Origin of the sequence: Pseudomonas sp. 14P_8.1_Bac3, from assembly GCF_025466085.1 — a bacterium.
Classification (GTDB): Bacteria; Pseudomonadota; Gammaproteobacteria; order Pseudomonadales; family Pseudomonadaceae; genus Aquipseudomonas.
In genome coordinates, this window is the sequence record NZ_JANLOD010000051.1 from 22,437 (window position 1) to 45,656 (window position 23,220).

Annotated in this window: 18 protein-coding genes and 1 tRNA gene; 11 read left to right on the plus strand and 8 right to left on the minus strand. The window is 61.8% G+C overall.

Translation table 11 applies throughout. The features are described 5' to 3' along the window. Nucleotides 1-55 precede the first annotated feature (55 nt). A complete protein-coding gene (gene ddlA / locus NTD84_RS16495; protein ID WP_262167454.1) occupies nt 56-1,150 on the plus strand; it encodes a D-alanine--D-alanine ligase in 1,095 nt (364 codons plus the stop codon). 51 nt (nt 1,151-1,201) lie between these two features. Here the strand turns inward: ddlA and ggt are convergent, their stop codons facing one another. Then, on the minus strand, nt 1,202-3,034 hold the full coding sequence (gene ggt, locus NTD84_RS16500; RefSeq protein ID WP_262167455.1) for a gamma-glutamyltransferase: 1,833 nt from the start codon (nt 3,032-3,034) through the stop codon (nt 1,202-1,204). 151 nt (nt 3,035-3,185) lie between these two features. Here ggt and NTD84_RS16505 point away from each other — a divergent pair, with 151 nt between their 5' ends. Beyond that, a complete protein-coding gene (locus NTD84_RS16505) occupies nt 3,186-4,295 on the plus strand; it encodes a M14 family metallopeptidase (RefSeq protein ID WP_262167456.1) in 1,110 nt (369 codons plus the stop codon). Nucleotides 4,296-4,584: 289 nt separating this feature from the next. Here the strand turns inward: NTD84_RS16505 and NTD84_RS16510 are convergent, their stop codons facing one another. After that, complete coding sequence (locus NTD84_RS16510) at nt 4,585-5,463, minus strand: LysR family transcriptional regulator (protein WP_262167457.1); 879 nt, start codon at nt 5,461-5,463, stop codon at nt 4,585-4,587. A gap of 131 nt (nt 5,464-5,594) precedes the next feature. Between NTD84_RS16510 and NTD84_RS16515 the strand changes: the two genes are divergently transcribed. The 9 genes from NTD84_RS16515 (at nt 5,595) to NTD84_RS16555 (ending at nt 17,357) form a co-directional block, all read left to right on the plus strand. Continuing rightward, entirely contained in the window at nt 5,595-6,461 is an 867-nt protein-coding gene (locus NTD84_RS16515; protein WP_262167458.1) for an alpha/beta hydrolase, read from the plus strand. A 126-nt stretch (nt 6,462-6,587) separates the two neighbouring features. Continuing rightward, a complete protein-coding gene (locus NTD84_RS16520; protein ID WP_262167459.1) occupies nt 6,588-8,156 on the plus strand; it encodes an ABC transporter substrate-binding protein in 1,569 nt (522 codons plus the stop codon). Between the two features lie 11 nt (nt 8,157-8,167). Next, a complete protein-coding gene (locus NTD84_RS16525; RefSeq protein WP_262167461.1) occupies nt 8,168-9,109 on the plus strand; it encodes an ABC transporter permease in 942 nt (313 codons plus the stop codon). Continuing rightward, complete coding sequence (locus NTD84_RS16530; protein WP_262167462.1) at nt 9,106-9,975, plus strand: ABC transporter permease; 870 nt, start codon at nt 9,106-9,108, stop codon at nt 9,973-9,975. Before NTD84_RS16525 ends, NTD84_RS16530 begins: the two co-directional genes overlap by 4 nt. A gap of 2 nt (nt 9,976-9,977) precedes the next feature. Continuing rightward, nucleotides 9,978-11,609: an ABC transporter ATP-binding protein gene (locus tag NTD84_RS16535; RefSeq protein ID WP_262167463.1), complete on the plus strand. Its 1,632-nt coding sequence runs from the start codon at nt 9,978-9,980 to the stop codon at nt 11,607-11,609. Nucleotides 11,610-11,738: 129 nt separating this feature from the next. Beyond that, the gene (locus tag NTD84_RS16540) at nt 11,739-13,019 is read left to right on the plus strand and encodes an OprD family porin (protein WP_262167464.1); all 1,281 of its coding nucleotides are present in this window, start codon (nt 11,739-11,741) and stop codon (nt 13,017-13,019) included. A gap of 68 nt (nt 13,020-13,087) precedes the next feature. Continuing rightward, the gene (locus tag NTD84_RS16545) at nt 13,088-14,602 is read left to right on the plus strand and encodes a serine hydrolase domain-containing protein (RefSeq protein WP_262167465.1); all 1,515 of its coding nucleotides are present in this window, start codon (nt 13,088-13,090) and stop codon (nt 14,600-14,602) included. Continuing rightward, complete coding sequence (locus NTD84_RS16550) at nt 14,599-15,924, plus strand: aminotransferase class III-fold pyridoxal phosphate-dependent enzyme (protein ID WP_262167466.1); 1,326 nt, start codon at nt 14,599-14,601, stop codon at nt 15,922-15,924. The genes NTD84_RS16545 and NTD84_RS16550 overlap by 4 nt, the downstream gene beginning before the upstream one ends. Nucleotides 15,925-15,938: 14 nt before the next feature. Continuing rightward, nucleotides 15,939-17,357, plus strand: a complete 1,419-nt coding sequence (locus tag NTD84_RS16555) for an aldehyde dehydrogenase family protein (RefSeq protein ID WP_262167467.1) — start codon at nt 15,939-15,941, stop codon at nt 17,355-17,357. Nucleotides 17,358-17,595: 238 nt separating this feature from the next. Here the strand turns inward: NTD84_RS16555 and NTD84_RS16560 are convergent. The 6 genes from NTD84_RS16560 to NTD84_RS16585 form a co-directional block, all read right to left on the minus strand. Then, nucleotides 17,596-17,672, minus strand: a tRNA-Met gene (locus NTD84_RS16560). 80 nt (nt 17,673-17,752) lie between these two features. Beyond that, nucleotides 17,753-19,213: an amidase gene (locus tag NTD84_RS16565; RefSeq protein WP_262167468.1), complete on the minus strand. Its 1,461-nt coding sequence runs from the start codon at nt 19,211-19,213 to the stop codon at nt 17,753-17,755. A 60-nt stretch (nt 19,214-19,273) separates the two neighbouring features. Next, nucleotides 19,274-20,308, minus strand: coding sequence for an extracellular solute-binding protein (locus tag NTD84_RS16570; protein WP_262167469.1), 1,035 nt, complete (start codon nt 20,306-20,308; stop codon nt 19,274-19,276). 27 nt (nt 20,309-20,335) lie between these two features. After that, complete coding sequence (locus NTD84_RS16575) at nt 20,336-21,142, minus strand: ABC transporter permease (RefSeq protein WP_410017362.1); 807 nt, start codon at nt 21,140-21,142, stop codon at nt 20,336-20,338. Further along, nucleotides 21,142-22,062: an ABC transporter permease gene (locus tag NTD84_RS16580; protein ID WP_262167470.1), complete on the minus strand. Its 921-nt coding sequence runs from the start codon at nt 22,060-22,062 to the stop codon at nt 21,142-21,144. Before NTD84_RS16580 ends, NTD84_RS16575 begins: the two co-directional genes overlap by 1 nt. Nucleotides 22,063-22,077: 15 nt before the next feature. After that, nucleotides 22,078-23,196 (minus strand): ABC transporter ATP-binding protein, encoded by a 1,119-nt coding sequence (locus tag NTD84_RS16585; protein ID WP_262167471.1) that lies wholly within the window; start codon nt 23,194-23,196, stop codon nt 22,078-22,080. Nucleotides 23,197-23,220: the final 24 nt, after the last annotated feature.

The window sequence follows — 23,220 nt, forward strand, 5'->3', positions numbered from 1 at the left end:
TAATTCGTGCCATTGGCCGTGGTATGAAACGGCACATTTACGATGAGGCCGGGTCATGAGCAAACTGCGGGTAGGCATAATTTTTGGCGGCCGTTCGGCTGAGCATGAAGTGTCGCTGCAATCAGCGAAAAACATCGTCGATGCGCTGGATCGGTCGCGCTTCGAACCCGTGCTGATCGGTATCGACAAACAGGGCCACTGGCACCTCAACGACCCGTCAAATTTCCTGCTGAACCAGGAAAACCCGGCGCTGATCGCCCTCAATCAGTCCAACCGCGAACTCGCCGTAGTACCGGGCAAGGCCAGTCAGCAACTGGTGGAAACATCAAGTCAGGAACTGCTGGGGCACGTCGACGTGATCTTCCCGATCGTCCACGGCACCCTGGGTGAAGACGGCTGCCTGCAAGGGTTGCTGCGCATGGCGGATCTGCCATTTGTCGGCTCCGACGTGCTCGGCTCGGCGGTGTGCATGGACAAGGACATCAGCAAGCGCCTGCTGCGCGATGCCGGGCTGGCGGTCACGCCGTTCGTGACCCTGACCCGCGCTACGGCGAAGCGCACCGGGTTCGCCCAGGTTCAGGGCAAACTCGGTCTGCCGCTGTTCGTCAAACCGGCGAACCAGGGTTCTTCGGTGGGGGTGAGCAAGGTCAGCGATGAAGCCGAATACCTGGCTGCGGTAGAACTGGCGTTGGGGTTCGATGAGAAAGTATTGATTGAATCCGCCGTCAGCGGTCGCGAGATCGAGTGCGCAGTGCTTGGCAACGAAGAAGCCATCGCCAGTGGCTGCGGCGAAATCGTGGTGCGCAGCGGGTTCTATTCCTACGACAGTAAATACATCGACGCACAGGCCGCTGAAGTGGTGGTCCCGGCCGACATCAGCAGCGAGGCCAGCGAGCGTATTCGGGCGCTGGCCGTGGAGGCGTTTCATGTGTTGGGGTGTTCCGGCCTTGCGCGGGTCGATGTGTTCCTGACCGATAACGGCGAAGTGCTGATCAACGAGATCAACTCGCTCCCCGGTTTTACGCGCATCAGCATGTACCCCAAGCTGTGGCAGGCCACTGGCATGGCCTATAGCGAACTGGTCAGCCGCCTGATCGAGCTGGCGCTGGAAAAACACCAGGCGCGAAAGGCGCTGAAGATTTCTCGCTAGGCTGGGTGCGGTGTACCTGGCTCCTACAGGGGCGCGCGGGCATGCAAATCTTCAATCCCCTAACGCTTCCCCTTCACGCCGCGGGTCCGCGCCGCCTGCCAGCGCTGCGTTTCCCTGGGCATCCTTGACCCGAACAATCGCCTGGGTGCCGCTCGTCATGTCGATCTCATTCACGCTGTGCCCTTTGTCCTTCAACGCCTGAATCGTCTCCGCACTGAACTGTCCCTGCTCCAGTTCGGTCGGGCCGTTGCGGCTGCCGAAATTGGGGAGGTTGATAGCGGTTTGCGGGTCGAGCTGCCAGTCGAGCAGGCCGATGGTGGATTTGGCGACGTATTCGATGATCTGCGAGCCGCCGGGAGAGCCAAGGGTGGCGAGGAATTCGCCGTTCTGGCGGTCGAAGATCAGGGTCGGTGCCATGGACGAGCGCGGGCGTTTGCCCGGTTCGACGCGGTTGGCGACTTTCTGCCCGTTTTCTTCGGGGATGAATGAGAAGTCGGTCAGCTGGTTATTGAGCATGAAGCCCTGGACCATGAGGTGGGAGCCGAATGCCGATTCGACCGTGGTGGTCATCGAAACCGCGTCGCCGCGGTCATCGACCGCCACCACCTGCGAGGTGGAAATGCGCAGGGGCGAGCGGTCCGGCGCGTAGGCGACTTGAATGCCGGGCGGGGTGCCGGGTTTGGCCATGCCCATGCTGCGCTCGCCGATCAGGGCGGCGCGGCTGGCCAGATAGGTTGGGTCCACCAGGCCTTTGACCGGCACGGGCACGAAGTCGCTGTCGGCGACATACTGCGCACGGTCGGCGTAGGCGAGGCGTTCGGCCTCGGCAATCAGGTGCACGGCTTGCGGTGTCGGTTCGATGCCGGCGGGTGCCGTGCTCTTGAGTGGTTTCAGGGACGCCAGGGCGAAGCGTGGGTCGCGGCTTTCCAGCGCCTGCAAGGTGCCGAGGATCTGCGCCACGGCGATTCCGCCCGATGACGGCGGCGGCATGCCGCAGACCTGCCAGCGCTTGTAATCGGTGCACAACGGCGCGCGCTCCTTGGCGGAGTAACCACTGAGATCGCTCAGCGACAGGCTCCCGGGGTTGGCGTGCCCTTGAACCTTGGCGACGATTTCCTCAGCGACGGCGCCTGTGTAGAACGCATCGGGGCCTTCCTGCGCGATGCGTTTGAATACTGCGGCCAGCGCCGGGTTTTTCAGCCGCGTGCCGACGGCTTTCGGGCTGCCATCGGCGTTGCGGAAATACGCCATCATTTCGGGTGAGTTGCGCATGGAGGAATCCGCAGCGATCAGCAGGTGCAGGCGCGGTGAAATGGGGAAACCTTGCTCCGCGAGGGTGATCGCGGGCTCAAACAATTGCGCCCACGGCAGGCGTCCGTGTTTCTGATGGGCCAGTTCCAGCGCCCGCAACACGCCTGGCGTGCCCACGGAACGGCCGCCAATCTGCGCCTGGGTGAACGGCATCGGTGTGCCGTCTGCCTGCAGGAACAGGTTCTCGGTGGCGCCGGCCGGTGCGGTTTCGCGACCGTCGAATGTGCGCACCCGCTTACCGTCCCAGAGCACGATCAACGCGCCGCCGCCGATACCCGACGATTGTGGTTCGACCAGCGTCAGCACCGCCTGCATCGCAATGGCGGCGTCGATCGCCGAGCCGCCCTGACGCAGCATCGCCCGTCCGGCTTCGGCCGCGAGGGGATTCGCGGCGGCGGCCATGTGTTTCGCGGCGTGGCGGGTTTGCAGGTCGGTGCGAAAGCCTGAGGCGTTTTCCGGCGCGATCGGCAACGTCGAGGCGGGCGGAGCGTTGCACGCGGCAAGGATTAATCCGCTGGCAATCAGCGAAAGGGCTGACAGGCGATAACGATTCAAGCGGAAGGTTGCGAACACGCGAGGCACTCCGTCCTTGGGAAAGGTCACCGGACTGTATCGGCCGACTGGCAGTCACGCAAACGTCGGGTGGTATTTGTCCTTCATCCGCTGAAGAAATTTCTGTAGGGTCGAAGGCAACAGACAGGTCAGAAGACCACAAGAGGCAGACATGCAGACCGACTTTCCCACCCAGCCCAGTTATCGCAGTCAGCGTGAACAATTCCTGGCCGCAGCGACCGCGGCCGGCGCGACACTGACTGAATACCCGCACCCGCTAAAGGGGCCGTTCGGCGAGCCGTTGAGCACCGATGTGGCGGTACTCGGTGATCCCGGTGCCAAGCGCCTGTTGATTGCCTTGAGCGGCACTCACGGGGTCGAAGGTTTCTATGGTTCGGGCTGTCAGATCAAATGGCTGCAGGCGTTGGGCGAGCGTTCGCTGCCGGCCGATGTCGCGGTGGTATTCGTCCATCTGATCAACCCTTGGGGCACGGCGTGGCTGCGCCGGGTCAATGAAGACAACATCGACCTCAACCGCAATCACCTGAATTTCGAACAGCCGTTGCCGGACAACCAGGCCTACGCCGCGCTGCATGAGATCTACGCGTTCACTGATTTGAATGGTCCAGAGCGTGATCGCGCCGATGCGTTGCTCGACGCGCAGATACGCGAACACGGCTGGCCGGCGGTGATGTCGATTGTCGAAGGCGGGCAGCACAGCCATCCCGACGGGCTGTTCTACGGTGGGTGGGCGCCGAGCTGGTCGAACCGCACGTTGCACCGGATCATGCAAACCCACGTCGCCCACGCCGAAGTCGCGATGTGCTTCGACCTGCACACCGGCGCCGGGGAGTACGGCCATCCGATGCTGCTGACCATCACCGAGTCCGCTTATCCGGCGTTGCCAGAAGCGCAGGCGATCTACGGGCCGTGGCTGTACACACTGCTGACCGGCGCAAACACATTGAGTGAAACCGGCGTCGCAGCCACCGCGACCGGGTACACCTCGCAAGCGCTGATCAATGCGTTGCCGCAGGTGCGATTGATGCCATTCGTGATCGAGTGCGGGACCTACCCGGGACCCGCGGTTCATCGGCATTTGCGCGACGACCACTGGTTGCACCTGCATGGCAATCCGGGCGACGCGATAGGGCGTGACATCAAGCTGAATCTGCTGGAGCAGTTCTATCCTGCCGACACCGATTGGCAGGCGATGGTCTGGCTGCGCACCTGGCAGATTTGGGAGCGGGGCTTGTCCGCACTGGCGGCGATGCGTGCGTAACCTGACGGCAGGCGCTCGAAGCAGTGGGCACTGGGCGTTTATGGGGACGGGCCTCAGCTACGCGGGCATTTGAGCGTTTCTTGCGCAATACACAGGAGGTCCGCTGATCTCCATAAAAAGGAGAATATGGCATTGGCATAACGTCAAGTCGGCGCTTCGTCGCCGCGGGGAGAGTGCACGCCCTTCGGCGCGCGCGAGATAAGTGTACAAACGGCCTTGGAATGGGTGACAGCATTCGGCCGCGGACTTTCCCGATAGCAGGCACTAATGAAACGCGCCAGGGGAAGGATTACCTCGCCACAGCCGACATCAGCAACTTGCGAATTTCCCCGGTAATTGCACTTTTGGTGCCTTGTTCCAAGATGCCCACCCGGCGTACCGCCAGGTCGCCCGGCAATGGCAGCACCCGCAGGCTTGGGTCCTTGTGCCAGTCGAAATTTTTCAGCAGCGGCACAATCGCCACCCCGACTTGCTGGCGTACCAGGTCGGCGATTCCGATGATCGAGTTCAGCTCCAGAATCTCCAGCGGTTCGACCGATTCACTCTTGATGATCGACTGCACCTTGCGGCCCACTGCCGTGGACCTGTCGTAGCGAATAAACGGCTGGGTTCTCAGTAACTCCACCGCGTCGTTGATGCCGGCGGTCTGTGTGGCATTGGCGAGCATGACGATCGGTTCGTTATAGAGCAGGGTCCAACTCAAGCCATTGAAGTTTTGCCGCGCCGTCTCGATCAGCAGCGCGGCGTCGAGTTTGGCGGCCTGCACCAGGTTGACCACTTCGTCGGAACGGGCGGTCATCAGGTTGACCGATATCCTGGGGTGCAGCTTTTTCAGTTGCACCAGGCAATTGGCGAGCAGGCCCATGCCAGAGGTAATGCCGCCGATCGACACTTCGCCCTCCATGGCCTCGCCATCGGGGGCTTCAGCAATCATTTGTTCGTAGTCCGCCAGCAGGCGCTTGGCCTTGGGTAGTAATAACACACCATCGCGGCTCAGCTTGATCTGCCGCTGGCTGCGGTCGAACAGCGGGCGGCGCATTTCCTCTTCGAGTGCGCGCATTTGTTGGCCGACGGCGGCGTTGGTCAGGGCCACTCGGTCGGCAGCGGCGGCAAAGCTGCCGTACTCTGCGACGGCGATAAATGTCTTGAAAAAACGAATGTTGCTCACGGGTCCACTCGCGGCCATGGGTAGCGCTTGATCATAAAGGTTTTGTTTTCCCTGGATAAAGTTTAATTAGTTTTTCTTTTTATAGCGCCCGGCCAATACTCAAGTCCGAACTGACTCGGCGAACTTTCCACATGAGCAATCCAGATACCAACCCCATCGACGCAGCCGTACGTGCCGCCAAAAATGTGTATCACCTCGGCGCTACCACGGTGTACTCGCACCACGAGGACAGCCGTTTTGCCTACACCCTCTATGTGCCCGAAACCATCGAAGACAGCTCCCGGCCAGTAGACCTGGTGGTGTCGCTGCACGGCTCGACCCGTGCGATGGAGATTTACCGCAACGGCTTCGCGGAGTTTGGCCGCTGGAACGATTGTGTGATCCTTTCGCCACTGTTCCCGGTCGGGGTGCTGGGTGACAGCAACGGCGATGGCTACAAGCAGCTGGTCGAGGGCGATATCCGTTACGACCAAGTGTTGCTCGACATGATTGCCAGCGTCGGCAAGCGCTACGGTCGTCGCTTCGATACCTTTGCGCTGTTCGGATATTCCGGCGGCGGACAATTCACCCACCGGTTCTGCTACCTGCACCCCGAGAAACTCTGGGCGGCGTCCATCGGTGCGCCAGGCTCGGTGACCTTGCTGGATTTCGAGCAGGACTGGTGGGTCGGCGTGCGGGACTTCGCTGCGCGCTTTGGCAAACCGCTGAACCTGCAAGCCTTGCAGCAACTGCCGGTGCATATGGTGGTCGGCGATTCGGACCTCGAAACCTGGGAAATTACCCACCGCGAAGGGGGCAAACACTACATGGTCGGTGCCAACGCTGCCGGGCGTACGCGCCCTGAGCGCCTGGCCAGCCTGAAGGCGAGTTTCGAAGCCGCCGGCGTGCAGGTGCATTTCGACCTGTTGCCCAACGTTGCGCACCAGGGCATCAAGGCCATGCCGGCTGCCCAGGACTTCTTCGTCAAGGTGTTGCGCCGCAAGCGCAACCTTGGCTGATACCCCGCTGGTAGATGCACTCAGAACAGGCCGTATAACAATAACCAAGGATTCACTCATTCTGATGCCGGTCCTGCCTTGGCCCTCGCCACTGACCGGAAAATTTCTCCAAGGAGTCTTTCTCCCGTGAATAGCTACGTAAAGACGGCACTGGCCGTCGCGATGTCGGCATGCACTTTTTCCATGGCCGTCGCGCAAGACAAGGTCATCAGCGTTGGTCTCAATGGTGATATCCGCAGCACCGACCCGGGCGTCAACCGTGACGACAATACCGATGCGGTGATGATGCATATCGTCGAAGGGCTGGTGGCGTATCGCGAAGACACCAGCATCGCGCCGATGCTGGCCAGTGCCGTCGCTGTCTCGCCGGACGGCCTGCGCTACACCTTCAGCCTGCGAGACGGCGTGCATTTCCAGAATGGCCAGCTGTTGACGGCCAAGGACGTGCAATGGACCTGGCAGCGCTACCTGGACCCCAAAACCCAGTGGCGTTGCCTGGCAGAGTTCGACGGGCGTGGCGCAGCCAGGATTGTCGATGTGGTCACCCCTGACCCCAAAACCGTGGTGTTCACGCTGGACCAGGCTAACGGTTTGTTCCTCGCCGCGATGGCTCGCCCGGATTGTGCCGGCAGCGGCATCCTGCACCCGGACTCCCTGGCCGCCGATGGCAGTTGGCATGCACCGATTGGCACCGGACCGTTCACCCTGGGCAAATGGCAGAAGGGCCAGTACGTTGAACTGGATCGCTTCAAGCAATACACGCCGCGCGCCGAGGCTGAGGCGGACGGTTACACCGGCAACAAGCAGGCGTTCGTCGACAAGGTGCGTTTCGAGGTGATCCCCGATTCGGCCTCGGCCAAGGCCGCGCTGCTCTCGGGTGGCGTCGATCTGCTGCCGGACGTGACGGCGATGGACGCCGCACAACTCAAGCAGGTCAAGAATCTGCAGATCCAGGTCAGCCCGATCATGACCATCAGCGGCCTGCTGTTCCAGACCCGTGACCCGTTGCTAAAAGATGTGCGCATTCGTCGCGCGGTGGCGTTGTCTCTGGATTACGCACAGATGGTGGCGGCCTTGTCCGATGGCTTGTCGGTGGTCAACAACTCGGTCATCCCCACCGCCAGCCCGTACTACGACGACACCGCGCACCAAGGCTACAACTACAACCTCGACGAGGCCCGTCGCCTGTTGAAAGAGGCCGGTTACGGTGGCGAAAAAATCCGCATGCTGGTCAACAAGCGTTACCCGCAGATGTTCGACATGGGTTTGCTCAGCCAGGCCATGACTCAGGCGGCAGGGCTGAATATCGAGATGGAAACCTTGGAGTGGGGCACGCAGCTGGAGCGCTACCAGACCGGCAGCTACCAGATGATGTCGTTCTCTTATTCGGGGCGTTTCGATGCAGCGCAGAGCTACGAATCAGTGATCGGCGACAAACAGAAGGAGCCGCGCAAGGTCTGGGACAACCCCGAAGCCTTGGCGATATTGCGCGAGGCCCAGCGTGAGGTTGACCCCGCCAAGCGCCAGCCACTGTTCGACAAGCTACACACCTTGATGCTCAAGGATGTACCGATGGTGGTCATCTACAACGGCACCGCCATCGGTGCCATGGGCAAGCGCATCGAAGGTTATCGCTCCTGGCCCGTTGCCAAACCGCGCCTGTGGGGCGTGAAGCTGGCCGACACCTCCAAGTAAGGCGTACCGCTATGTTTCGATTCATATTGCACAGGCTTGGCATGGCGGTGCCGACCCTGCTGTTGATCTCGGTGATTGTATTTGCCTTGATTCGCCTGATCCCCGGCGACCCGGCGTTGCTGATGCTGGGCGACATGGCCGACCCGCAAAGCCTCGCCGACATGCGCAGCAGCCTGGGGTTGGACCACTCGGTGGTGACCCAGTACCTGATCTGGATCAAGTCGGTGCTCAGTGGCGATCTTGGGATGTCCATCAGCAGCCGCCAGCCGGTATTGGCGTTGCTGATCGAACGCTTCAGCGTCAGCGCCACGGTGGTGCTCGTTGCGGTGTTACTGGCGACGCTGCTCGCGGTGCCGGTGGGTTTACTCGCGGCCTGGAAGCAAAACAGTGCGCTGGACTTGGGCCTGGTGGCGACGGCGACGTTGCTGCTGTCGGTGCCGAGTTTCTGGTTGGGCTTGTTGTTGCTTTATGTGTTTGGCATTCAGCTCGGCTGGTTGCCGGTGATCGGTTACGTCGGCTTTGCCAGCGACCCGATGAAAGCAGTGACCTATGTGGTGTTGCCGATCATCACCCTGACCTTGGTGGAGTTTGGCGCCATTGCCCGTATGGCGCGGGCCAGTACCATCGAGGTGCTGCGCCTGGACTACATCGCCCATGCGCGAGCCAAGGGGTTGTCGGAGGGGGCGGTGCTGTGCAAACACGCTCTGCGCAACGCGTTTGCGCCGACCTGGACCTTGATTGGCCTGATTCTCGGCAATTTGCTCGGCGGCATTGCGGTGCTGGAAACCGTGTTCACTTTGCCCGGTATCGGCCGCTTGATGGTCGATGCGATCTTCTCCCGTGACTATCCGGTGCTGCAGGGTTGCCTGCTGCTGGTCACCTGCATTTACGTGTTGGTCAACCTGTTGGTGGATCTGCTGTATCCGCTGTTCGATCCAAGGGTGAAGCTATGAACCTCAAGACTTCTGTGTTGCCGACAGGGCTGGATACCGCGCCTCGACGTGCCTGGCGTTACCCGCCGTTGAATGCATTGATCGGCGGCAGCTTACTCGCGGCACTGGTATTGCTGGCGTTGCTCGGCGTGGTGTGGACGCCTTATGACCCGCTCAAGCTGGACCTGTTGTCGCGTCTGCACGCGCCGACTGCTGCGCACTGGCTGGGTACCGACGAGTTTGGTCGTGACGTGTTCAGTCGATTGATCATTGGTGCACGCACCAGCCTTTGGATCAGCCTGCTTTCGGTGAGCGTGGCGGTTTTCTGCGGCACGGTTATCGGAATGCTTGCCGGTTACCTGCGCGGCTGGACCGACCGCGTGCTGATGATGCTCAACGATGCTCTGCTGGCGTTCCCGGGCATTCTCATGGCCCTTGGCATCATGGCAATCATTGGCGCCAGCCAGTACGGCATCGTGCTCGCGCTGGGCATTGCCTACACCCCGTCAGTGGTACGGGTGGTGCGGGGCAGTGTGCTGTCGTTGCGTGAGTTGGAGTTTATCGAGGCATCCCGGGTGATCGGTAACTCCGAGCTGTACACCATGTTTCGCCATATCACCCCAAACTGCATGGCGCCGCTGTGTGTGCTGGGCACCAGCATGTTCGGCTGGGCGTTGCTCTCGGAGAGTGCGCTGAGCTTCCTTGGCCTGGGCGTACCGCCGCCGGCCGCGACCTGGGGCAGCATGCTTTCGGCGAGCCGCACCTACATCTCGACGGCGCCGTGGCTGGGGATCTTCCCGGGCATCTTTATCAGCCTGACGTTGCTGGCTATCAATCTGTTCGGCGATGCCTTGCGTGATCGTCTCGACCCGCGCATGAGGAAATGAGCATGAGCGTTCCAGTGCCATTACTGGCCGTTGAAAATCTTCAGATTCGCGTCGGTGCAGACGGTCCGCTGGCCGTCGATGACTTCAGCTTCACCATGGCCCCTGGCGAGATCGTTGCGCTGGTAGGCGAATCGGGCAGCGGCAAGACCATGGCCGCACGCGCTGCCATTGGCTTGCTGCCGGCACCGATGCAGGTGTGTGGTGGACGCATCACCTTCCAGGGCGAACCGCTGGACTGCGGCAATGCCAAGGCGATGCGTGAGGTACGCGGTGCGCGGATCGGCATGGTGTTCCAGGAACCAATGGTCTCGCTCAACCCCGCGCTGACGATTGGCCGGCAGATGAGCGAGGCGCTCGAATTGCATACCGCGCTGGATGCGGCGACGATCCGCGAGCGTTGCTGCGCCATGCTGCAACGCATCGGTATCAAGGATGCCGAGAAATGCCTGGCGTCCTACCCGCACCAGTTCTCCGGCGGCATGCGCCAACGCATCATGCTGGCCTCGGTGATGTTGCTGCGTCCGGCGCTGCTGATCGCTGACGAGCCAACCACGGCGCTCGATTGCCTGGCACAACTGGACGTAATCGAGTTGATGCTGGAGCTGACACGCGAGCAAGGCACCGCGATTTTGTTCATTAGTCACGACCTGTCCCTGGTGGCGCGTTATGCCCACAAAGTGGTGGTGATGCGCGCGGGCAAAGCGGTGGAGCAGGGCCGTATCGAAGACATCCTGCTCGAACCGAAGGCCGACTACACCCGGCAGTTACTTGACGCGCTGCCACGACGCGGCGAGCTGGAGCCGTTGCCGGCCGCCGATAACGCGTTGCTGCAGGTCATGGATGTGTGTATCGAACACCCGGGACCGCGCAGTTTCTGGGGGCGCAGCGTACCCAAGCGCGTGGTGCATTCGGTCAACCTGAGCATCGCACCGGGGGAAACCCTGGCCCTGGTCGGCGGCAGCGGCTCTGGCAAAACCACCCTCGGACGGGCAGTGGTCGGGCTGGTCACGCCGTGTGCCGGGGCGATCCTGTTCCAGGGTGTGGATATCCTCAAGACCGCCAATCGTGCACACCGCCTGCAATGCCAGATGATCTTCCAGGATCCGTATTCATCCCTTGATCCGCGCATGACCGTCGGCCAGATCATCGCCGAGCCGCTGCGCCATGAGCCGGGGCTGACAGCGGCGCAAAAGCGCCAGCGGGTGATCGAGACTCTGGTGGACGTGGGCTTGCCCGAGCAGTTTCGCGAGCGCTTTGCCCACCAACTCTCCGGCGGTCAACGCCAGCGCGTGGCGATTGGCCGGGCGCTGGTCAGGCGGCCCAAACTGGTGATTGCCGACGAACCGATTTCGGCGTTGGACATGACCATCCAGAAGCAGATCCTCGAACTGTTCGAGCGTCTGCAACGCCAATACGGCTTCGCCTGCCTGTTCATTTCCCACGACCTGTCGGCGGTGGAACGCATTGCGCATCGCGTGGCGGTGATGAACCAGGGCGAGTTGGTCGAAATGGGCCCGCGTGACACGATTTTCGATGCCCCCCAACATCCTTACACCCGCCGGCTGCTTGCGGCGGCCAGCCCCTTGGAGAAACGTGCGGATGGCAGCTACCGCCTCCGTGCCAGTGTGATCTAGGTACTGCTGCACCCCAGGCCATGGCAGTGAACCCCACCCTTCGCCCATCCGTGATTGGCGAAGCGGGCGAAGCCATGGCCGAAGAAAACAACAACAAACCCATTAAACCTGTCTGCCAGGAGCGTACTAATGAAAAATCGCATCACTAAGGTTGTCACCCACGCCGGTGTCATGAGCGCGGGATTCATTCCTCTGTTTGCCTGTGCCGACTTTGTGGCCGATAGCAAAGCAACGCTTGAATTGAAGAACTATTACTTCAATCGTGACTACCGCGAAGACAGTGGGCAGAACAAGCGGGCCGAGTGGGCACAGGGATTTATCCTCAACCTGCAATCGGGGTTCACGCAGGGGACGTTGGGCTTTGGTCTGGATGCGGTCGGTATGTTGGGGGTGAAGCTCGATTCGAGCCCCGACAACTCCGGCACCGGGCTGCTGGCCCGCTCCAGCACCGCCGAGCCGGGATCTCCCAGCTACGCCCGGCGTGCCCACGACAACTACGCCAAGCTCGGCCTCACCGGCAAGGCGCGCCTGGCCCAGAGCGAGCTGCGCGTGGGCTATATGGTGCCCGACCTGCCGACCCTGCAACCCAACCTCAGTCGCCTGTTCCCGCAGAGTTTCAGCGGCACTTCCCTGGTCTCCAGGGACATCGACAAGCTCACCCTGAGCCTGGGCCAACTCGACCAGGTCAAGCAACGCGACTCGACTGACTATGAGGACATGGGCCTCACCAGCCAGTACGGCGCCTACAAAAGCAGCGCCAAAAGTGATGAGTTCCGCTACGCCGGCGGCGAGTACAAGCTCACGCCAACTACGGTCGTTACCTATCAGTACGCGCAACTGGAAAGCATCTACCAGCAGCATTACCTGGGTTTGAAAAATAGCTTCAAGTGGGGCCCAGGCACATTCAAGACCGACATCCGTTACTTCAACGCCAGTGAAGACGCCGCGGCCCTGGCCGGCAAGGTGGATAACCGTGCGTTGAGTACGCGTATCGGCTACAGCCTCTATGGCCACAACCTCAGTGGCGGTTACCAGGAACAGTATGGCTCGACGCCGTTCACCTACGTGGACGGCACTAACACCTACCTGTTTACCGAATACCAATTGGCCAACTTCTCCCAGACCGGTGAGCGCGTGTGGCATGCCCGCTATGACTATGATTTCGCCTCGCTGGGCCTGCCGGGCTTGCTGTTTTCGACGCGTTACGCCAAGGGCGACAACGCCAAGGTCATCGGCTTCAAGGGCGAAGGGCGCGAGTGGGAGCGCGATTTCAGTCTCGGCTACGTCGTGCAAAGCGGCACGTTCAAGGATGTGTCGCTGCGTTGGCAGAACGCCAGCGCCACCAGCAACTTCACCCGTGACACCAACGAAAACCGAGTGATCCTGGGTTACACCGTGGCGCTCTGGTAGCAGTTACGGCGTGCAACAGGGTTCAGCCTGTTGCACGCCAAGGGAGCGAAAATGAGGGGAAAGATCAGATGACGAGTTTGCCGTTGCGGCGGGCACCGCCCAGCCAACAACGCGTATCGGCGCGTGGCGTGAGTGATTTCATTGAGGCGGTGAACGCTGCAGGCCTGGAGTTGCACAGTTTCATGCTGTACCGCGATGGTGCGGTGGTGGCCGAAGCGTATTGGGCGCCTTATCGCGCCGAGCGGTTGCATGTTCAGCATTCGGTCACCAAAAGCTGGGTATCCATGGCCATCGGGCTGTTGGTGGATGACGGCGCGCTGTCGCTGGACGCCAAGGTGGTGGACTTTTTCGCGGCCGATTGCCCGGTACCTGTCAGCGCAAACCTGGCTGCCATGACCGTGCGCGATCTGCTGACCATGCGCACCGGCCATCGACAGGGCATTTCCGGCGGGGCCTGGCGTGGGCGCAGTGACAGCTGGGTCAAGCTGTTCCTTGCGGAACCGGTTGAAGACCCACCAGGGCAGCAGTTTATCTACAGCAGCGGTTCGAGTTTCATGCTCTCGGCAATCGTCAGCGCAGTCAGCGGCCAGACGGCCTTTGAGTTGTGCAACGCGCGTATCTTCCAACCCATGGCCATGGGCGCCATCGAATGGGACCTTGCACCTGGCGGCTTCAACACTGGCGGCAACGGCCTGAGTTGCAGCACTGAGGACTTGCTCAAGTTCGGAGTGCTGCACTTGCAACAGGGCAATTGGGAAGGGCAGCAGCTGCTGTCCCGGGAATGGGTGGCCGAAGCCACCCGTGGGCATGTTGATGATGTATGGATGGGGGCCTTCGACGGCAAGCGCTACCAGGGCCGCGACTCGAGCGATGCAGGTGTCACGCGCCGCGAAGGCTACGGCTACCAGTGGTGGATGACCCTGCACGGTGGCTACTACGCCTCCGGCGTGTTTGGCCAGCAATGCATCGTCTTGCCCCGTCATAGCGCGGTGATTGCCTTTACCGCCGGGCTGCCTTTGGGCGAGCGGCGCTTGCACAGCCTGCTCTGGGAACATCTTTTGCCGGCATTGGACGTGCCCGCCGACGGCGCGCTGGATGCCGAGTTGGTGGCCCTGTTGGCAAGGCAGCGGCGGCCGCTTCTCTCAGGGGCGTCGAGCTCGCCGCGTCAAGCTGAGTTCAACGGCACGTTTGTGATAGAGGCCAACGAAGATCAAGTCAGCGAAATACGCCTGGTGCTTGGCGTTGACCATTGCGATTTCTATCTCACCGACCCCCGTGGCACTCACTGCATTCGCGCCGGGCTGGCCGACGGCATCGAAAGCCAGACCAGCATGACCGGCCATTATCTGCATCACCAATACCAGCCGGAACTCACCCCGGTGGTGGCGCAGGCGCGCTGGACCGACGACGGGGTATTAAGCATGACCTGGCAGTTCGTCGAGATGGCGTTTTGTGACCGTGTCAGCTGCCGCATTGAACACGGCAGCTTGTATGTGGACCGCAGCGTCAACGTTAACGCAGGCCCGTTGCAGCGCCCGACGCTGATCGGCCATCCAAGCACAGCTTTGCAGGAGTCGCTATGAACGATATTTCCAATCCGACAGCTTCCGAGTGTGGCGCGTTCTGGGCACCGTTTACCCCGATGCGCCAGTTCCAGCAACACCCCATGATGTTCGCCAGCGCTGACGGCATGTACTACACCACCACCGATGGGCGCCGTGTACTTGATGCAATGGCGGGACTCTGGTGTGTCAATGCCGGGCATGGCCAGCCGAAAATCGTCGAGGCCATTCGTGAGGCTGCGGGGCGTCTGGACTTTGTCTCGTCATTCAAAATGAGCCATCCCCACGCCCTGCAGATGGCTGAGCGCCTTATCGCTATCAGTCCGGCCGGCATGGAGCAGGTCTTCTTTACCAATTCAGGTTCCGAGGCCGTCGACACCGCGTTGAAGATTGCCCGGGCTTATCACCAGGCCCGTGGCGACAGCCGCCGTACCAAGTTTATCGGGCGTGCCAAGGGTTATCACGGCATGGGTTTCGGTGGGCTGTCGGTGTCGGGTATTGGCCGACAAAAGCGTGACTTCGGTCCGTTGTTGGGCGAGGTTTCACACCTGCCGCTGCCTTACGACGCGGGTATGCGTTTCAGCGCCGGTCAACCGCGGCAGGGTGAACATTACGCCGATGCGCTGACACAGCTGTTGGACATTCAGGACCCGAGCACGGTGGCCGCGGTGATCGTGGAACCAGTGACGGGCTCCGGCGGCGTGTACCCGCCGCCCCAGGGTTATCTGAAACGCTTGCGCGAGATCTGCACCCGGCACGGCGTGCTGCTGATTTTCGACGAAGTGATCACCGGTTTCGGCCGCGTCGGCGCCAGCTTCGCCGCTCAGGCGTTCGACGTGACGCCAGACCTGATCACCACCGCCAAAGGCCTGACCAACGGCGCCGTGCCCATGGGCGGCGTGCTGGTCAGCGGTGCGGTGTACGAAGCGTTCATGGCCGGGCCGGCGAATGTCATCGAATTGATGCACGGCTACACCTATTCGGCGCATCCGCTGGCGTGTGCGGCAGGCCTGGCGACCATTGAGGTGCATCGAGAACTGGGCATCAATCAACACGTCAACGCGGTCAGCGGCCTCTGGCAGTCGGCCGCGCTGGCGCTGCGGGGCGTTGGCCCGGTGCTGGATGTGCGCACCATCGGCTTGCTCTGCGCGGTCGAGCTCGAACCGCGGGCCGGTGCCGCCGGCGCACGTGGCAGCGAAGTGGCGCAGTGGTGTTTTGAGCAGGGTGTGCTGGTACGCGGCTCGGGCGACACCATCGTGATTTCGCCGCCGCTGGTGATCAGTCCGCAGGAGATCGCCCAGGTGTTTGACACCTTGGCGGCTGCGTTGCAACAGGTGGCCTGACGGGAGTCGATGGTATGTCCGATCTTTTTGAGTTCTACATCGATGGCGCCTGGGTCAAACCCCACGGCGAAACCGTCGAGACCGTGATAAATCCGTCCACTGAGCAGGGGGTCGCACGCATCATCCTGGGTGACGCGCAGGATGTGGAGCGCGCGGTCAGAGCGGCCCGGCAAGCCTTCCCGGCGTTCGCCGCGAGTTCGCACGAGGCCCGCATCGACTTACTGCAGCGCATCATCGAAGCCTACAAACGCCACAGCGAGGCGTTGATCGAGGCGGTTCATCTGGAGATGGGAGCGCCACTGTCCCTGACCCGAAGCGCGCATGTCCCGGCAGGCCTGGGCCATCTGGCGCAGGCGCTGGAAGTGCTGCGCGAGTACCGCTTCGAACGGCGCCTGGGCCAGACGCTGGTGGTGCGTGAGCCTATCGGCGTGTGCGCCCTGATCACCCCCTGGAATTGGCCACTCAATCAACTCACCTGCAAGCTTGCACCCGCCCTGGCGGTGGGCTGCACCGTCATACTCAAGCCAAGTGAGTGTGCGCCGTTGTCGGCGCATATCGTTGCGCAAATCCTGCATGAGGCCGGGGTGCCGAAGGGGGTGTTCAATCTGGTCAACGGTAATGGACCGGGGGTTGGCGCTGCGCTGGCCAGCCATGCCGAAGTGGACATGGTGTCGTTTACCGGCTCGACCCGCGCCGGCATCGCAGTGGCCAAGGCGGCAGCCGATACAGTCAAGCGTGTGTCGCAGGAACTGGGCGGCAAATCCGCGAATATCCTGCTCGACGACGCCGACCTGCCAAGCGCGGTGCGCCACGGGTTACAGGCATGCATCCGTAACAGCGGCCAGTCGTGCAATGCGCCGACGCGCCTGCTGGTACCGCGCGCGCAGCAACAGGAGGTGACTGATATCGTCCGGGAAGTGCTGGCGCAGGTGTGCTTCGACGACAGCAACCCGACCTCCGCCATCGGTCCTGTGGCGAACGCCCTGCAATTCGAACGGGTACAGGCCATGATCGCCCAGGCCATCGCCGAGGGTTCGCGATTGATCGCCGGAGGGCTGGGACGACCACGAGGGATTGAACGCGGCTACTACGTGCAACCTACGGTATTTGCCGACGTCACCCCGGACATGCTCGTGGCGCGGGAAGAAATCTTCGGCCCGGTCCTGGCGATCATGCCGTACGACAGCGAAGCCGAGGCGATAGCCATCGCGAACGACAGCCCTTATGGCTTGTCAGGTTACGTCACTTCGACCAGCCTCGAACGCAGCCGCAGGGTTGCGCGGCAATTGCGCACCGGCATGGTCCATCTCAATGGCGCCCGGGCCGACCAGGCTGCGCCGTTTGGCGGCTATAAGCAGTCGGGTAATGGGCGGGAGTGGGGGGAGATGGGGTTTGAAGAGTACCTGGAGAGCAAGTCGCTGTTTGGGTATTAACGGCTTCAGAGGTGCGCCACGGGGCGACAGATAAATCAATGGCCCCTTTGCGCGCGTTATCGCTGGGTTTCATCCGTGTAGGCCTCCCGTTCAATTTTTATTGAAGCAAACATGGGGGCATACAAGATGTGAAGGATGCAGGTGGAGCAGCTTGGGCGTCCAGATACAAGAAAGCCCGCACGAGGCGGGCTTCTTGTTTTGATTTATAGACATCCTGAGACATCTGTAAATCGGTACTTGGTGGCTACACAGGGACTTGAACCCCGGACCCCAGCATTATGAATGCTATGCTCTAACCAACTGAGCTATGTAGCCAAGTGGCGCGCATTATTCGCGGGAAACGAATATGCGTCAAGCGCTTTTTTAAAAAATTTATCTACGCTATCAACCGTTTATCAAATTCCCTCGCTCAACAGCGGCGAAGGGCAGCGCTGGAACCAGCGACTCGCCTGTTCGTAAGCGTGGGCCAGTTGCAAGACTGCGAAGTCGGCCTGATGCCGGCCGATGATCTGCAGGCCCATCGGCAAACCGTTGGCATTGAAGCCGGCCTGCACATTCGCCACCGGACAGCCGGACAAGGTGCCCGGAATCACCACCTCCATCCAGCGGTGATAGGTGTCCATGCTCACGCCTTCGATGGAGGTGGGCCACGGTACGGTTTTATCGAACGCAAACACTTGAGCGCTCGGCAGCAGCAAGTAATCGAACTCATCAAAAAGTCGGGAGATCGCGCGGTACCAGTTGCTGCGGTCGACAGAGGCGCTGAACACCTCGCTGGCGGACAGCTTCAGACCGTGCTCGATTTCCCAGCAGGCTTCGGGTTTCAACTGTGTGCGCTTTTGCGGGTCGGCGTACGTCGCGCCCAGGGAGCCGGCGACCATCCAGTGACGCAAGGTTCGCCAGCTGCTCCACAGTCGTTGCGGGGCGAACCCCGGCTGCACCGCCTCGATGTGGCAACCGAGGCTTTCGAAGTCGGCGAAGGTCTTCTCGCAGAGTTCGAGAATGCCTTTTTCCATCGGCAGATAGCCGTTGAAATCCCCCAGCCAGCCCAGGCGTGTGCCTTTGAAACCGCGCTCCAACGGCGCTGCGAAGGCGCTGCCGGACTCGGCGATGGACAGCGGCGCCCGGGCATCGGCGCCGGCCTGCACCGACAGCAATAACGCCGCGTCGCGCACGCTGCGCCCCATGGGGCCTTCGTAACCGAGCTGATCGATGAACAGGTCGGCGCTGTCATCGAAGGGCACCCGGCCCTGGGACGGGCGGAAACCGAAGATGTTGTTGAAGGCCGCCGGGTTGCGCAGCGAGCCCATCATGTCGCTGCCGTCGGCCACCGGCACCAGATGCATCGCCAGCGCCGCCGCCGCGCCGCCGCTGCTGCCGCCCGCGGTTTTGCTCGGGTCAAACGCGCAGCCGGTGGCACCGAACAGCGGGTTGTAGCTTTGAGAGCCGAGACCGAATTCCGGGGTGTTGCTCTTGCCGATGATGATCGCGCCGGCGGCCTTGAGCCGCTCCACCATGATCCCGTCACGTTCGGGGATAAAGTCCTTGTACAGCGGCGATCCCATCGTCGTGCGGATGCCCTGGGTCAGCGACAGGTCCTTGACCGCATGGGGCAGGCCATGCATCCAGCCACGGTACTCGCCTCGCGCCAGTTCGGCGTCGCGGACATCGGCCTGGGCCAGCAGATCCTCCGCGGGCTGCAGGCTGATCAGCGCATTGATCCGCGGGTTGAAACGATCGATATGGGCCAGATAAGTCTGCATCACTTCGCGGCATGAAACCTGACGCGAGCGGATGCGTTCGGCGAGTTCATGGGCCTGCAGCAGGACCAGTTCGCTGATGTTATTAGAAGTCATTGCAACGCTGCCTTTCGGACGGCTGGAGAAACACCCCTTCGTGGGACGGGGCGGTAGAAATCAACGCATCAGGCTGGTCCAGAGACGGTCGGCCAGGCGGATCGCGCCCTCGCCGCAGGTCTTGCTGAACACCACCTGGGTGCCTTCGGGAATGTGCAGCTCCGGGGCGTCCTTGAGGCTGGCGTCGAGGAACGGTTCCACACCCTTGATGGGGCTTTGGTGCTTGAGGAAGTTCTGGGTCATGGCAGCGTTTTCAGGCTGGCTGAGGAACGCGATGAACGCCTTGGCGTTTGCCGGGTTCTTGCTGCCGGTCGGGATCACCATGTTATCGACCCACGCCAGCACGCCTTCTTTCGGGTACAGGTATTTCAGGGCGGGTTTCATTTCCCGGGCGCGCATCGACGAGCCGCCCCAGAACATCGACATGTCGATTTCACCCGCGGCCAGGTTTTCGCGAATCGAGCCGGCCTTGGAGCTGTAGGTCTTGACGAACGGTTTCTGCGCCTTGAGCAGGGTCAGCACTTGCTGCATCTGCTTGGGGTCTTCGCTGCACAACGGGATGTTCAGGTAAAGGCTGGCCATGTCGATCACTTCGCTGACCGAATCGAACATGTTGATCCGCCCCTGCAACTCGGCCGGCGGCTCATACAGCACTTTGTAACTGTCGGCCGGGCCTTTGTAGCGTTCGCTGTTCAGCACCACGCTGGTGGTGCCCCAGATGAACGGCATGGAATAGGCACCTTCCGGATCCCAGGTGGGCTTTTTCAGGTTGTCGACGACGCTGGCGTAATAAGGTTCTTTGACCGGGTCAAAGCGTTCCAGCAGGTTTTCCTTGATCAGGATCGGGACGAACTGGTGCGACGGAATCGCCACGTCGTACCCCGCGCCGCCCTGCTTCAGTTTGGCCAGCAGGGTTTCGTTGGAGTCGTAGGAATCCACCGTGACTTCGATGCCGGTCTGTTTCTGGAACTTGGCGAGGATCTCCGGCGAAAAGTAGCCGCTCCAGCTCACCACGTTGAGTTTTTCCGCGGCCTGAATGCTGCCGGCCATGGTCAGTAACAACGAGGTCCCGATGCTTGCAATCAACTTGCTCATGCTATTTCCCCACGGTAAGTAGAAGGTTCAGGTGTTCTTTTTGCCCAGCAGATAGGAGAGGCTGACGAACAGCACCGAGACGCCCAGGATCAGGGTCGACACGGCGTTGACGTCGGGTGTCACGCCCATGCGTAACAAGCCGAAGATGAAGATCGGCAAGGTGGTGGTGCCGGCCTGGGAGACCATCATCGAGATCACGAAGTTGTCCAGCGAGACGATGAAGGCCAGCATCAGCCCGGAGAAAATCCCCGGCATCAACAGCGGCAGGGTGACCTTGCGAAAGGTTCGCCACGGGCCGGCGTACAGGTCGGCCGAGGCTTGCTCCAGGGACAGGTCCATGTCGTTGAGTCGTGCGCGGATCGGCAGGTAGGCGAACGGGATGCAGAACACCGTGTGGGCGATGATCAGGTTGCCGTAGCCGAGGGACAGGCCGAGGGTGGAGAACAGCGCCAGGGTGGCGACGCCGACCACGATTTCCGGCAGCACCAGCGGCAGCATGATCGCGCCCATCGACAGTTGCAGGCCCTTGAATTTCGCTCCGCGTGAGGTGCCGAGGGCGGCGAGGGTGGCAATCGCCGTGGCGATCATGCTGGCGCACACCGCGATCAACAGACTGTTGCCCGCCGCCTGGCGCAAGGCCTGGTTGGCGAACGCCGCGCGGTACCAGTCCAGGCTGAAACCGGTCCACACGGTGGCAGACTGGTTGGCGTTGAACGAGAACACCACCAGCACCACGATCGGTGCGTAGAGGTACAGGTAGAACAGGAAACTGAAGCCGCCGAAGCCGGGAAAATCCTGCACACCCAGGCCGTTTCGCTTGAATGGACGCAGCATTATGCACCTCCCTTGGCGATGCGTTGACGTTCGGCACGCAAGGCGTACACGGTCAGCACCAGCATCACCGCAGCCATCAGCACCAGCGACAGCGCCGCGCCGAAGGGCCAGTTACGCGCATCGCTGAACTGCCGGAAGATCAGGTTGCCGAGCATCATCCGCGTGCCGCCGCCGAGCAGTTCCGGGGCGATCATCGCGCCCAGGCACGGCACGAACGTGAGAATGGCACCGGCGAGAATTCCCGGCTTGGCGATCGGCAGCACCACTTTGCGCAACGTGCGCACACGCCCGGCGTAGAGATCCTGGGCCGCTTCGAGGAGGCGGATATCCATCTTTTCCAGCGTCGCGTAAATCGGCAGCACCACGAAGGGAGCGTAGGTATAGACCAGCCCCAGCAGCACCGCGCCATCGGTGTAGAGCAATTGCAACGGCTGGTCGATGACCCCGAGGCCCATCAGGCTGTTGTTGATCACCCCGGTGTTACGCAGCAACAGAATCCACGCGTAGGTGCGGATCAGCAGGTTGGCCCAGAACGGCACGGTGATCAGAAAAATCAGCAGGCCGCGTCGATGAGCCGGTTGCATGGCCAGCCACACCGCCACCGGAAAACCAATCAGCAAGGTGATCACGGTCGTCAGTCCGGCAATGCCGATGGAGCGCAGGGCGATCAGCAGATACGAATCGGCGAAGGCCAGGCTGTCGTCCAGTTGCCGCTCGAACAGCAGCGAGGTGTAGGCGTCGCTGCTGAAGACTTTGTTGACCCCGCCGTAGGGGTTGGCTTCCATCAGCGAGTAGCCGATGACGATCAGGATCGGCACGATCAGAAACAGGCCGATGGCGATCAGCGCGGGGCTGACCCCGAGAAAGCTCTGGAAGGCCCGCCGGCGCTCCAGGGTATTGGCGATCGGTAAAGCGTGCATGGCAAATCCTCGGGCTCAATCGTGCAGGACGCTGGCGCTGCCGCTGTCAAACAACAGGCCGGCCTGGCTGCCCACGGCGAAGCGCAGGCTGCGATCGACGCTGTTGGGCGTGCGCACGGTGAGGCGCGAACCGTCGCTGAGGCTGACTTGATATTGCAGGTCGGTGCCGAGGTAGACCTGGGCATCGATCCGGCAGGGCAGCGCGCTTTCTGTACTGGCCGGCACCAGGTGCAAGCGCTCGGGACGCACGGACAGCGTGACGTTGCTGCCGACCTGCACATCGCTGCAGGGCTGTGCCGGCAGCGGGTGCCCGGCGGGGCCGGCGAACCAGGCCCGGCCGTCTTCGACGCGCGTGACCGAGCCTTCGATGAAGTTGGTTTCGCCGATGAAGTCCGCCACGAAGCGATTGCGCGGGCGTTCATAGATGTCTTCCGGGCGCCCGACCTGCTGCACTTCGCCTTCGGACAGTACGGCGATGCGGTCGGACATGGTCAGCGCTTCTTCCTGGTCATGGGTGACGAAGATGAAGGTGATGCCGGTCTTGGCCTGGATGGTTTTCAACTCTTCGCGCATGGCCTGGCGCAGCTTGAGGTCGAGGGCCGAGAGCGGTTCGTCGAGCAGCAACACTTTGGGATGCGGTGCCAGTGCCCGCGCCAGCGCCACGCGCTGTTGCTGGCCGCCGGACAGTTGCGCCGGCTTGCGTGCGGCGAAGCGTTCCATTTGCACCAACGCCAGCATCTCGCGCATGCGCTCGGCGATCCGGGCTTTGCTCATCACTTTGCCCATCGGGTGCGATTCGAGGCCGAAGGCCAGGTTTTCGGCGATGGTCATGTGCGGGAACAAGGCGTAATGCTGAAACACCGTGTTGACCGGGCGCTCGAATGGCGGACGATCGGCGATGTTTTCGCCGTAGAGCAGAATCTCGCCCTCGGTCGGAAATTCGAACCCGGCGATCATCCGCAACAGTGTGGTTTTGCCGCAGCCGGAAGGGCCGAGGAGGGTGAAGAATTCGTTGTCGAGAATGTCCAGGTCGATGCTTTTCAGCGCCACCGGACCGGTCGTTGGATCGCCGTAGACTTTGCGCACCGAGCGGATGGACACCGCCAGCGTTTGCAGCGAATGCAGGGCATTCATGCGTTACCTCCGATTCCCCCATCG